The 12,504-nt window shown below is 66.0% G+C and carries 10 protein-coding genes and 2 pseudogenes; 5 read left to right on the forward strand and 7 right to left on the reverse strand.

Annotation, left to right across the window (positions count from 1 at the left end; translation table 11 throughout):
- Positions 1-60: 60 nt before the first annotated feature.
- From KHO27_RS08735 to KHO27_RS08755, 5 genes and pseudogenes are all read right to left on the reverse strand, one after another.
- Complete coding sequence (locus KHO27_RS08735) at positions 61-1,347, reverse strand: alginate export family protein (protein ID WP_250888456.1); 1,287 nt, start codon at positions 1,345-1,347, stop codon at positions 61-63.
- 168 nt (positions 1,348-1,515) lie between these two features.
- Positions 1,516-2,084: pseudogene (locus tag KHO27_RS08740) on the reverse strand (SDR family oxidoreductase); the annotation flags it as partial.
- On the reverse strand, positions 2,045-2,503 hold the full coding sequence (locus KHO27_RS08745) for an SDR family oxidoreductase (RefSeq protein ID WP_250888431.1): 459 nt from the start codon (positions 2,501-2,503) through the stop codon (positions 2,045-2,047). The pseudogene KHO27_RS08740 and the gene KHO27_RS08745, both read right to left, overlap by 40 nt.
- Complete coding sequence (locus tag KHO27_RS08750; protein WP_214501620.1) at positions 2,500-3,318, reverse strand: molybdenum cofactor biosynthesis F family protein; 819 nt, start codon at positions 3,316-3,318, stop codon at positions 2,500-2,502. Before KHO27_RS08750 ends, KHO27_RS08745 begins: the two co-directional genes overlap by 4 nt.
- Before the next feature lie 128 nt (positions 3,319-3,446).
- A complete protein-coding gene (locus tag KHO27_RS08755) occupies positions 3,447-4,934 on the reverse strand; it encodes an aldehyde dehydrogenase family protein (protein ID WP_214501621.1) in 1,488 nt (495 codons plus the stop codon).
- 283 nt (positions 4,935-5,217) lie between these two features.
- Between KHO27_RS08755 and KHO27_RS08760 the strand changes: the two genes are divergently transcribed.
- The 5 genes and pseudogenes from KHO27_RS08760 to feaR all read left to right on the forward strand — a co-directional run bounded on the left by KHO27_RS08760 (position 5,218) and on the right by feaR (position 10,408).
- Complete coding sequence (locus KHO27_RS08760; RefSeq protein WP_214501622.1) at positions 5,218-6,387, forward strand: p-hydroxyphenylacetate 3-hydroxylase oxygenase component; 1,170 nt, start codon at positions 5,218-5,220, stop codon at positions 6,385-6,387.
- A gap of 74 nt (positions 6,388-6,461) precedes the next feature.
- Positions 6,462-6,971: pseudogene (locus KHO27_RS08765) on the forward strand (flavin reductase family protein); the annotation flags it as partial.
- Positions 6,972-7,225: 254 nt separating this feature from the next.
- The gene (locus tag KHO27_RS08770) at positions 7,226-8,725 is read left to right on the forward strand and encodes an APC family permease (RefSeq protein WP_214501623.1); all 1,500 of its coding nucleotides are present in this window, start codon (positions 7,226-7,228) and stop codon (positions 8,723-8,725) included.
- Entirely contained in the window at positions 8,706-9,269 is a 564-nt protein-coding gene (locus tag KHO27_RS08775; RefSeq protein ID WP_214501624.1) for a DUF3156 family protein, read from the forward strand. The genes KHO27_RS08770 and KHO27_RS08775 overlap by 20 nt, the downstream gene beginning before the upstream one ends.
- A 173-nt stretch (positions 9,270-9,442) precedes the next feature.
- On the forward strand, positions 9,443-10,408 hold the full coding sequence (feaR, locus tag KHO27_RS08780; RefSeq protein WP_214501625.1) for a transcriptional regulator FeaR: 966 nt from the start codon (positions 9,443-9,445) through the stop codon (positions 10,406-10,408).
- An 85-nt stretch (positions 10,409-10,493) separates the two neighbouring features.
- Here the strand turns inward: feaR and KHO27_RS08785 are convergent, their stop codons facing one another.
- Together KHO27_RS08785 and KHO27_RS08790 are read right to left on the reverse strand one after the other, a co-directional pair.
- Complete coding sequence (locus KHO27_RS08785; RefSeq protein ID WP_214501626.1) at positions 10,494-10,859, reverse strand: cupin domain-containing protein; 366 nt, start codon at positions 10,857-10,859, stop codon at positions 10,494-10,496.
- A gap of 31 nt (positions 10,860-10,890) precedes the next feature.
- Positions 10,891-12,189 (reverse strand): NAD(P)/FAD-dependent oxidoreductase, encoded by a 1,299-nt coding sequence (locus tag KHO27_RS08790; protein WP_214501627.1) that lies wholly within the window; start codon positions 12,187-12,189, stop codon positions 10,891-10,893.
- Between the last annotated feature and the right edge of the window lie 315 nt (positions 12,190-12,504).

Consider the following 12,504-nt stretch of genomic DNA (forward strand, 5'->3'; position numbering starts at 1 on the left):
CAAGCCTGCTTCCACGCCTCGGGCCTGATGCCCGTCGGCGTGGGCTTGCCCCGCGATGACTCAGAACGGCACCGCCACCGTCAGTTGGCTGTAGACGTTGGTCCCGCTGCCCACCTGGTTGCCGCCATTGCTTTCATCCTTGCGCGGCTTGAACAACCCCAGCAGCGGGGTGACGATCAGGTGCTCGTTGACCGCCCATTCCACATACAGGTCCAGCTCCTGCGCATCGAGGTTCAAGGTGTCGCGGCTACGCACCGTGTCGAAGTCGAAGAACAGCGCGCCGAGGGTCAGATTGTCCCGTGGCGTGGCCTTCAGGCCGACATGGTGGATGCCGCTGTTGGTGTTGAATGGCCCGGCGTAGTTGCCGGCGACCTCGCCCTGGATCCAGGTGCCATAGCCGCTGGAAAGCCCTGTGAACAGCAGGTCCCAGCCTGCGGAGTAGCGGGTGTAGCGGTAGGTCAGCTGCGGCGCCCAAGGGGTGTCGGCGAAGGTGTAGGCCGCTTCGCCGTACCAGGCCGTCTCATTCCCCCCGCGCTTGTCCTGCCAGGCATATTCGAAGGCCAGCCGAGTGTTTGCCAGGCCCGCACTGCCTTCGCCCCGCACGCTGTATACATCCATGCCTTCGCGGGCCTTCTGGAACTCGCTGGCCCACTGGTCGGCCACGTTGATGCCGTGGATATAGGTCAGGCCCAGGGTACCCAGGTCGTGGGTGTAGTCCAGGGTGCCGGCCGCCAGCTCGGTTTCGGCCTGGGCGCGGTTGTCGGACTTGAGCCACAGCACCCTGCCATGCAGCCCCTCCTGGCCGCCCAGGCGCAGCACCGCAGTGCGGTCGAAGGCGTGGCGCGCGCCCAGATAGAAGCCGCCGCCACGGTTGAGCTGGCCGTCGGCCGGGCCCTTGCCGAGGTTGGGACCGTCGTCGTTGATCAGGAAGCCGCTGCCCAGGCGGATCACCTGGCGGCCGCCGGACAGGTCCACGCCATCCTTGCCCAGCAACGGGAACAGGTCGCCCGAGCGCCAGCCCAGGTAGGCGTCCTCGATCTTGGTGGTGCGTTCGGAGCCGTCCTGGTTGCCGCCGGCGTCGCCGTCGCCCCAGGCGCCTGAGCTGACCCAGTTGAGGGCGCCATACAGGCTGCCGTTGCCGGCCAGGCCCTGGTCGCCGCTGAGGCCGTACTTGATGAAACCTTCGCGCCAGGTCGAGCCACCGGGGGTGCCGTCGTAGTTGTGGCGGCTGTTGAACATGCCCCAGACCGCGAGCAGATCGGCGTTCAGGTGGCTGTCGTCGTCAGCGTACAGCTCGTAGGCCGGGCTGGCCTGGCCATGGACCAGCAGGGTCAGTGCCGTGGCCATTGCGGTGCGACGTGGAGTGAGACGCATGGATCGATCCTCGTTTTTTGTGTGCGGTCTTGAGTGCCGCGTTGTTGTGGAGGCAGTGTCGGAAGGCGACGGGCTATTAGCGCGTGGAACGCTGGCGGTGGTCTTGCCCGTGGCTGCCAGCGCTCTTGCATGTCGCCGCCATCACAGGCTCGCGGCGGTCTCCGGCAGGGTGGCACCGCCGTCGACCACAAGGGTCTGGCCGGTGATGTAGCGGGCGGCGTCGGAGGCCAGGAACAGCATCGCGGCAGCGATATCGGTGGGTTCTCCCAGTCGTCCCAAGGGCACGCCGGCGGCGATCCGGGCGTTCAGCCCGGTATCGCCGAGGTTGCCCATGGCCGGGGTGCGCACCATCCCCGGTTCCACGCCGTTGCATTGAACTGCGCCAGTTCCAGTGCGGCGTTGCGGATGAAGCCGTTGACCCCGGCCTTGGACGCGGCGTAATGGCTCAGGCCCGGATAGGCCACCCGCGGGCCGGTCACCGAGGAGGTGGCCAGCACGCAGCCGCCACCTTGGCGGCGGAACAGCGGCAAGGCGCCTTGGGTGAGCCAGAACAACGCCCCCAGGTTCACCGCCAGGGTCCGTTGCAGCAGCGCCGGGTCGATCTCGGCGAACGTGGTAAGCGGGAAGTACGCGGCGTTGTGCACCAGAACATCCAGGCGTTCCAGCTTGGCTAGCAAGGTGTCGATCGCAACGGGGTCGGCCAGGTCCAGCGTTTCCTCCCGCATTTCGTGACCCAGGACCGCAGCACCAGGCTGCCACGCCGCTCGCGCAGCAACGGCAGGCACGCCCGGGCGGTGTGGAAGGCGCTGTCGAGGTTGCTGCGCAGAGCCTCGCGCCAGGCGCTGTCGCTGGTCTGCTCGGAGGCGCCCAGGCCGTGGCCGCCGGCGCAGGCAATAACCGCGTCGAGGCCGTCGAAGCGCGCGCGTACCTGCTCGATGAACCCCGTCCAGTTGGCACTGTCCGCGGCATCGCCGGCCAGCACCAGGCCATCGCACTGCCGCGCGACGCGCTCCAGCGCCTCACGGCGGCGGCCCACCAGTGCCACCTGCCAGCCCTGGCGGGCCAGGCGCAGGGCGCAGGCTTCTCCGATGCCGCTGCCGGCCCCGGTGACCAGCACGCTGCGGTTCACTGCGCATGCTCCGTGCGGTTGAGCACTCGGCAATGGGATGACACCGGGAAGTTGGCCAGCGCATCGAAGCCGCCGCCCTGGTAGCCGAAGATCTTGCCGTCGCTGCGGTGCCGCGTCAGGTCGATCATCACCAGGCCCAGGGTGGGCACGATCTTCTCGCACCAGACGAACAGGTACAGCTGCTCGGCGATCTTGTAGTAGTACGCCCGGTCGGTGTCGCACAGGCCTTGCTCGACACCCTTCAGGCATTGCCAGCTGTAGTAGTCGGCATTCAGGTAGACGTGCTCGTATTCCTCGGTGGGGCTGTAGCGGTAGTGGTTGCGCAGGCCCACCAGTTCGGTGGTCGGCGCGTGGGGGCAGGCACCGGCCTGCCAGGGGTGGTCGAGGCTGCCGTGCAGGAAGCTGGCTTCGACGCCGGTCAGTGCTTCGCCGGCCAGGGCCAGGGCGTACAGGCCGCGCTGGGTGCGGGCCTGGTCGGGCAGGCGGCCGAGCACGGCGGTGAAGGCCTGCGCAAAGGTGTCGAGCACCAGTGACACCGACCAGGCCTGGCCGGCCTCGTGCTTGATGAAGTCGACCAGGTAGATACCGGGGCGCACCGAAGTGGCTCGGTAGTCGGCGCTGCCGCTGCTGTGGCCGTCCGCCGCGTGCCAGTGCAGGCGCTCGCTATCGAAGCGGTGCTCGATGATCCAGCCATTGGCGAAGTGCAGGGTGAGCGAGCGCCCGGACAGATCGGCCAGTTGCGGCAGGATGAAGGCCTCAGGTGCGAAGCCTTCGGCAAGGGCGCCCACGGTGATCCAGTCGGTTTGCTTCGGCATGTCGTTGACTCCTGTGTTGGGATGCTGCCCGGCATTTACGCGGTAGAACGCCGCCAGCGACGCCGGCACCTGCTGACTGAAGGCCTATAGGCAGTAGTGGCCCAGGTCGTGGTTGGCGCTGGTCATGGTCAGTAGCGGATCATCACCGACTTCAGTTCGGTGAAGTCGTCGATGAAGGCCGAGCCGAACTCGCGGCCGATACCCGAGGCCTTGATGCCGCCGAACGGCACCGCCGGGTCGAGCAGGGTGTGCATGTTGACCCACAGGGTGCCGGCCTGGATTTCCGGGATCAGGCGCATGGCCTTGCCCAGGTCGTTGGTCCACAGGCTCGCGCTCAGGCCGTAGGGCGAGGCGTTCATCAGGTGGATCAGTTCGTCCTCGTGGTCATAGGGCAGAAAGGTCGCCACCGGGCCGAAGGTTTCCTGGTTGAGCAGAGTGTCGCCCGCGCTGTTGGCGAGAATGACAGTGGGCTCGACGAAGCATCCCGGGCCTTCGCCGAGGCGGCCGCCATGGACGATGCGGTTACCCTCGGAGCGGGCGGTGGCGAACAGCTCGCCGAGCTTCTGCTGGTGCGGCTTGTTGGCTACAGGGCCGAACTGGGTGGCTTCGTCCAGGGGCGAGCCTATCTTCAGTTGGCCCAGGCGCTGGGACAGCGCGTCGAGCAACGGGTCAAGGCGTGAGCGATGCACGTAGAAGCGCTCGCCGGCGGCGCAGATCTGCCCGGAATGCAGGAAACCGGCCTCGATGATGCCGTCCACCGCCTTGTCGACGGCGACATCGGGCAGGAACGCCACGGCGTTCTTGCCGCCCAGTTCCAGGGTCGCCCGGGTCAGCCGGGCGCCCATGGCCGCCTGGCCGACGGCGATGCCGGTGGGCACGGAGCCGGTGAACGACACCTTGTCGGTGCCGGGATGTTCGACCAGCGCCTTGCCCACCAGGCCACCACCGGTCAGCACGTTGAGGGCTCCCGGTGGCAGGCCGGCCTCGCTGGCCAGTTCGGCGATGCGCAGCAGGGTCAGCGGGGTGAACTCGCTGGGCTTGAGCACGATGCTGCAGCCGGTGGTCAGGGCCGAGGCCAGCTTCCACAGGGCGATCATGGTGGCGAAGTTCCATGGCACGATGCCCACCACCACGCCCACCGGCTCGCGCAGGGTAAAGGCGCTGTAGCGCTCCCCGGCGAAGGAGGGCAGCGACGGGGTGATGGTCTGGCCGGTGATCTTGGTGGCCCAGCCGGCGTAATAGCGCAGGAAGTGCGCGGCCTGCTCCACCTCGAAGGCGCGGGCGATGCCGATCAGCTTGCCCGATTGCAGGGTTTCCAGCTGGGCCAGCTCCTCGCGGTTGGCCTCCAGCAGGTCGGCCAGGCGCAACAGCACCGCGGCGCGGGCGGCGGGGCGGGTGCGCGACCAGCTGGCAAATCCCTGGCGGGACGATGCGACGGCGCGCTCGATATCGGCCGGGTTGGCGTCGGCGACCTGGGCGATGGCTTCGCCGTTGGCCGGGTTGTACACGGTGATGCGGGCGCTGGATTGGCTGGCGACCGTTTTGCCGTGGATGTACAGGCCGTGGTCACGGGCGAGGAAGGCGCTCACGCTGGGGAGGAGGGGGATATCGCTCATGGCAGGACTCCGGGTGGGTTGCCGAGGACTTCGTGGCAGTGGACTGCCCCGCGATGGGCCGCAGCGGCCCGATTTGCTCAGGTTAAAGCGCGGCAAACGGGCGTTCTTGTCTGCCCATGCCAGCCACCATGACTCAGCCTGCCAACCCCATGAAAAGTGCAATCCGAGGTGCGGAAGTTGCATTTTCGGCCTCGGCCACGGCTCCCATACTGACCCGGCATTCATCAGCGAGTCGCGCATTTCAGGCAGCGCTCGCCAGGGTCCAATAACAATGAGCCAGACCATGAAAAAGCCAAATTCCCTGCTTGAAGACCTCAAACCCCTGTTGCCGGCCATCGCCGCCCGCGCCGACCAGGCCGAGCAAAAGCGCAGCGTGCCCGCCGAGAACATCGCCGCGCTCAAGGCCATCGGCCTGCACAAGGCTTTCCTGCCCAGGCATTACGGCGGCCTGGAGATCAGCCTGCCGCAGTTCGCCGAATGCATCGCCGCGCTGGCCGGCGCCTGTGCCAGCACTGCCTGGGCGATGAGCCTGCTGTGCACCCACAGCCACCAGTTGGCGATGTTCCCGGCACGCCTGCAGGACGAGATCTGGGGCCACGATCCGGACGCCACCGCCAGTAGCAGCATCGCCCCGTTCGGGCGTACCGAAGAGGTCGAGGGCGGCGTGCTGTTCAGTGGCGAGATGGGCTGGAGCAGCGGCTGCGATCATGCCGAGTGGGCGATCATGGGCTTTCGCCGGACCAACCCCGAAGGTGGCCAGGACTACTGCTTCGCCGTGCTGCCGCGCAGCGACTACCAGATCCGCGACGACTGGTTCGCCGCCGGCATGCGCGCCAGTGGCAGCCGCACGCTGATCGTCGAGCGCGCCTTCGTGCCCGAACATCGCATCCAGAAGGCCCGGGACATGATGGAGGGCCACTCGGCGGGCTTCGGGCTGTATCCGGACAGCGCGATCTACTTCAACCCGTACCGGCCGTATTTTGCCAGCGGCTTCTCCACGGTCAGCCTGGGCATCGCCGAACGCATGCTCGAGGCGTTCAAGGACAAGACCCGCAACCGCGTGCGCGCCTACACCGGCGCCGCCGTCGGCGCGGCCACCCCGGCGCTGATGCGCCTGGCCGAGTCCACCCATCAGGTCGCTGCGGCGCGCGCGCTGCTGGAAAAGAGCTGGGAGCAGATCGCCGAATACAGCGCCCGCCGCCAGTACCCGACGCGCACGGAGCTGGCCTACTGGCGTACCAACCAGGGCTATGCGGTCAAGCTGTGCATCCAGGCCGTGGATCGGCTGATGGAGGCGGCCGGCGGTGGCGCCTGGTTTGACGGCAACGAGCTGCAGCGGCTGTTCCGCGATGCGCACATGACCGGGGCGCACGCCTATACCGACTATGACGTCTGCGCGCAGATCCTGGGGCGCGAGCTGATGGGGCTGGAGCCGGATCCGGCGATGACCTGAGCTTCAACCGATGAACATGGCTGGAGCAATGTGAGAGCGCCCCAGCCAGACCAATAACAATGATGGAGCCTTGCATGTCCATTCCCTTCGATAGCCGCGCCTTCCGCCGCGCCCTGGGCAACTTCGCCACCGGCGTTACCGTGATCACTGCCACCGACCCTGCGGGGCGCAAGGTCGGGGTCACCGCCAACAGCTTCAACTCGGTATCCCTCGAACCGCCGCTGGTGCTCTGGAGCATCGACAAGCGCTCCAGCAGCCATGCGGTGTTCGAGGCTGCCAGGCACTTCGCCGTCAATGTGCTGGCGGCCGACCAGATCGACCTGTCCAACACCTTCGCCCGCCCCAGCGAAGACCGCTTCGCCGGTATTGAGCACGAGACCGGCGAAGGCGGCGCGCCCTTGCTGCCAGGCTGCGCGGCGCGTTTTCGCTGCGAGAAGTTCCAGCAGATCGACGGCGGTGATCACTGGATTCTCATTGGCCGGGTGCTAGCCTTCGACGACCTCGGGGGGGCGCCGCTGCTCTATCACCAAGGCGCCTATTCCAGGGTCCTGCCGCATGAGCTGATGGATCGATGCGCGCAGGGGTAACTGCGTCGAGGTGTTCGACGCCAGTGTTGCAGTGCCTGTGAGATCGAGCGCCGCCCGCGCGGCGCTCTATCTCAAGAGCGCTGCAAGGCTATCGTCTGGCACCTGGCAACACGGATCAAGGTCGGCGGCAGGCAGTGGCAAGACCTGCCTGGGTGGAGGCCGCAAAGTGGTGGGGAAGTCCCGGTGCATGCCAGCACTTGCGGCGCGCCGGGTAAGCGGTCATCTTTCTCTCGTCCACCCAGGGCCCACCCATGACAACCAATAATAAGCTCACCGAGCACCTGAACCGCGGCAGCGTCGGCTTCCCCACCGCGCTTGCCAGCACCATCGGCCTGATCATGGCCAGCCCGGTGATCCTCACCGCGACCATGGGCTTCGGTATCGGCGGCAGCGCCTTCGCCGTGGCCATGCTGATCGCCGCAGTGATGATGCTGGCGCAATCGACCACCTTCGCCGAGGCGGCGGCGATCCTGCCCACCACCGGCTCCGTCTACGACTACATCAACTGCGGCCTGGGCCGATTTTTCGCCATCACCGGTACCCTGTCGGCGTACCTGATCGTGCATGTGTTCGCTGGCACCGCCGAGACCATCCTTTCCGGGGTCATGGCCCTGGTGAACTTCGAACACCTCAATACCCTGGCCGAATCGGCCGGTGGTTCCTGGCTGCTGGGGGTGGGCTTCGTGCTGGTGTTCGGCGTGCTCAACGCCTTTGGCGTAAGCGCCTTCGGCCGCGCCGAGGTGGTGCTGACCTTCGGCATGTGGACCACGCTGATGGTGTTCGGCGTGCTCGGCCTGATCGCAGCGCCCGCCGTCGAGCTGGAAGGGCCGTTCGGCGTGTCGCTGGTCGGCACCGACCTGATGACCATCCTGTCGCTGGTGGGCATGGCCATGTTCATGTTCGTCGGTTGCGAATTCGTCACTCCCTTGGCCCCGGAGCTGCGCCGGTCGGCCTGGGTAATGCCCAAGGCCATGGCGCTGGGGTTGTTCGGCGTGGCCAGTTGCATGTTCATCTACGGCGCGGCGATGAAGCGCCAGGTGGAAAACGTGGTGCTCGATGCAGCAAGCGGCGTGCACCTGCTGGACACCCCCATGGCCATCCCGCGTTTCGCCGAGCAGGTGATGGGCGATATCGGCCCGGTGTGGCTGGGCATCGGCTTCCTCTTCGCCGGCGCCGCCACCATCAACACGCTGATGGCCGGGGTGCCGCGGATTCTCTACGGCATGGCCGTGGATGGGGCATTGCCCAAGGTGTTCACCTACCTGCACCCGCGCTTCAAGACCCCGCTGCTGTGCATCCTGGTGGTGGCGCTGATCCCGTGCCTGCATGCCTGGTACCTGGGCGGCAACACCGACAACATCCTGCACCTGGTGCTGGCGGCGGTATGCGCCTGGAGTACCGCGTACCTGCTGGTGACCCTGTCGGTGGTGATCCTGCGCATCCGTCGCCCGGACCTGCCGCGGGCCTATCGCTCGCCGCTGTTCCCGCTGCCGCAGATCGTCTCCAGCATCGGCATCCTGCTGGGCATGTGGTTCATCACCCCGCCGGGCATGAACCCGGCCGATGTCTATGTGCCGTTCGCCGTGATGCTTGGCGCCACCGCCGTCTACGCGCTGTTCTGGACGTTGTGCGTGCAGAAGGTCAACCCGTTCCGGCCGGCCAGGGTCGAGGATGTGCTGGAGAAGGAGTTCGCCGCCGAGCCTGGTCAACCTCATAGCGAGCAGGTGCGCCATGCCGGCAAGCTGGCTTGAGCGCCTGAGCGGGCCACGTGCTCCGGCCGGGTATCGGCCCGGGGCTACCCTGGCGCGTCTGGGGCGCAATCTCGGATTGGCGGATTTGCCAGCCGCGGCATCCTTCGCCTACCGCAAGGATGGTCCGCGTATCGAGGTGCGTGAGCGCACCGAAAGCCACCTGTTGATGCATCTGGTCATGTGCGAGTTCATCCTGCGCGTGCCAGCCAGTGGCCAGGGCACGCTTCGCGCCGAACTGCACCACACCGGTATGCTGCGGCGCAGCGGACTGGGCTGCCGCCTGCGGGGCGGCGACCCGCTATTGTTCGAGGCGCTCGAGGCGCGCCTCGCAACGCTGCAGGCCAGCCTGATGCCCCTGGACTTCCAGCGCCTGGCCATCGAATGCCGCGACGGCCAGTGGCAGGTGATCCTGGAGCACATGGGCGCCAGCGAAGTGGTCAACCGGATGCCGGCCTTGCGTCGCTACATCCCCCTCTCAACCGAACAGCGCCACCATCTCTGGCTGGCGTTCGACGCGCTGGCGTGCGCCCTGCGCGACCTCTGACTACAACTCATCTCTGAGCGGCTTTAGCCGCGATCACCCGCAAAGCGGGTGCCGGGCACCGCGATATCTGCATCGCGGCTGAAACCGCTCCTACAAGAGATGACGGTTGTGCCTTTATTGATAACATGTTAACAATTGCCTCCATAACAACAACCGTTGCTGTGGAGGTCGCCATGCCCCAGCCCGCTCCAGTGCACAGCGCAAGCCCGGCCCATGACGGGCTGGAGCGCTGGACCTCAGCCATGCAGAAAGTCTGCGGCCGGTTCCAGACCGAACTTGCTTTCAATCGCTCGCTGTTCATCGGCGAGATCGCCACCTTCAATCGCGCCGGCCTGGCCCTTGCCAACCTGCGCACCAATGCCGGCAATATCCGCCGCCTGGGCGACAACCCCGACCGCGACGATGACCAGCACTGCTTCCTGGTCAGCCAGCGCATGGGCTACTCGCAGATCACCCAGGGTGGCGCGAGCATCCAGCTGTCGCCAGGCGAGCTGCTGTTGATGGACTCGGTGGGGCCGTGCGAGATCACCCCGTTCGGCCTGATCGAGCATGTCTCGCTGTCACTGTCCCGCGAGCAGGTGCGCAAGCATCTCAAGAGGCAGGGCGCGACCTTCGGCAAGATCTCCTCGACCAACGCCTGCGGGCGCATGCTGCATCTGCTGATGGACCAGCTGTGCCGTGAAGGCGACGAGGCCGGGGCAACCCAGGGCGAGGCGCTGCAGGCGGCGTTCATCGCTCTGCTGGAGCCGGGCTTCGAGCACGCTGATGACAACCCCGGCTCGCTGGCCGGGCTCGGTGGCGTCAGCCTGCGGGGCTATGTGCAGAAGGTCATCGACGAGTCGCTGGGCCAGCCGGGGTTGACCCCGGCAAACCTGGCCGAGCGCCTGAGCATTTCGGTACGCCACCTGTACCGGTTGTTCGAGGAGGAGGGTGACAGCGTGTGCCGCTACATCCAGCGCTCGCGGCTCAAGCGCAGCGCCGATGATCTGTCCAACCCGTTCCTCAAGCGCGAGTCGATTACCTCGATCGCCTACAAGTGGGGCTTCACCGACTCGGCGCATTTCAGCCGGGCGTTCAAGAAGCAGTTCGAGCAGTCGCCGAAGGATTTCAGGGCCATGGCGTTGACGGCAGGGCGCTAAAAGCATCGCCGGCAAGCCGGCTTCCACAGGGCTATGCGTCCTCTGTGGAAGCCGGCTTGCCGGCGAAGCGGTCGCGAGGATGTAATCAGGCTAGCGCAAGGTAATGCTTCACAAAGGTCTCACTCAGCACCTCCCACAGCACCGGCGTGCCCTTGGTCACGAACCAGGCATCACCCGCTTTGTAGCGCGTCACCTGCCCGGTGGATTCATCGGTCAGCTGAATCTCGCCGGTCACGATCACCGACTGCTCGCTGAACGGATAGACCATGCGGAACTTGCCCTGGGTGGTGCCGAAGTAGGCGCTGCTGACCGGGTCGGTCGGGGCGCCGTGGGTCATCTTGCCGTAGCACTTGACCTCGCCTTCGAGGATGGTCGAGCCGAGGTCGGCAACGGTGCCCCAGGCGTCGAGTTCGGACAGCTGCACACCCTGGCGGACGGCGGTGAGGGTCATGGTGGTTCTCCTGGTTTTTGTTCAAAAAGAATCAACGGCGGCCGTTGAAGAAGCCCGACAGCTGATGCACGGTCTTGCCGGCGGTCAGCAGCAGCGGGCGGATATGGTCCTTGCCGAGGATGCGCGCATGCTTGACCGAACTGATCAGGTCGTAGCGGGCCGAGCCTTCGCTCATGCCTTCGGCGAGGATCTTGCAGATGATGTGGCTAGGGGTGACGCCGAATCCCGAGTAGCCCTGCACGTAGAAGGCGTTGGGGCGGTTGCTCAGTGTGCCGATCTGCGGGAACAAGTTGGCGCTGGTGGCCATCGGTCCGCCCCAGGCCAGGTCGATGCGCACGTCCTTGAGGTAGGGGAAGATCTTCAGCATCAGGTTGCGGTTCCAGGCCTTGAGGTCCTTGGGAATATGCTCCACGAACGGCGTGGCGGCACCGAACAGCAGGCGGTTCTCGCGAGTGACGCGGTAGTAGTCGATCACCGGGCGGATATCGCTGTAGGCGCCGCGGATCGGGCTGATGCGCTGGATGAGCTCGTCCGATAGTGGCTCGGTCATCAACTGGAAGGCATAGGTGTTGACGGTGCGCGCATGCAGTTCGGGTTCGAGCTTGTTGAGGAAGCTGTCGCAGGCCCACAGCAGCTTGCTGGCCTTGACCGAGCCGCGCCCGGTGCGCACGGTGATGCGCTCGCCGTAGTGCACTTCCAGGGCCGGGCTGTGCTCGAAGATCCGAGCACCATGGCCGACCAGGGCCTGGGCCTCGCCAAGCAGTAGGTTTAGTGAGTGCACGTGGCCCCCGCCCACGTGCAGCAAGGCGCTGCTGTAGGCATCGGAGCCGATGATCTGCCTGACCTCCGAACCGCCGAGGAAGCGGATCTCGTCCCTGCCGTTGATGGCCTTGAAGTCCTTCTCCCAGGCGCGCAGGGTCTTTTCCTGGCGGGCGTTGAAGCCCATGTAGCCGTAGCCGTGGCAGAAGTCGGCGTCGATCTGGTAGCGGGCGATGCGCGCCTTGATGATGCCGGCGCCCAGCTCGCTGATCTCGAAGATCTCGCGCAGGCCTTTGTCGCCCACGCTGCTCTTGATCTTCTCCAGGTCGTGGCCGATGCCGGCCATGATCTGCCCGCCGTTGCGTCCGGTGCCGCCGAAGCCCAGGTAGCGGGCCTCGAGCACGACGACATTGGTGATACCTTGCTCGGCCAGTTCCAGGGCGGTGTTGATGCCCGAGAAGCCGCCGCCGATCACTACGACATCGGCTTCGATGTCGCTTTCCAGGGTGGGGAAGCTGAGGTTGTACTTCTTGGTGGCGGTGTAGTACGTCGGCGTTTCGATGTTGATCATGGCGCAGCCTGGACAGTTGGAATTGTTGGAAAGCAGGGCTTGCACAAGCGCTGGCGGTTACAGGTATTGAGCACCTAACGACAGGTAGGTGTCTTGCCTGGGACTGCCAGGGTTTTGCTTCAGGCTGCCAAGTTGTCCATCGCGTCCAACACCGTAGGCATACGGCGGCAGCATGACCTCCACGGGAGAAGTGGTGATCATGCGCCTCATGAATATGTTAAGTAAATCAACCTCTGTGGCTAACGCCAGTCAGTTTAGCGATAGGGGCCGCTTTGCGGCCCATCGCCGGTAAGCCGGCTCCCACAGATACAGCGC

Source organism: Pseudomonas sp. RC3H12 (assembly GCF_018596375.1).
In the GTDB taxonomy this organism is placed as follows: domain Bacteria; phylum Pseudomonadota; class Gammaproteobacteria; order Pseudomonadales; family Pseudomonadaceae; genus Aquipseudomonas.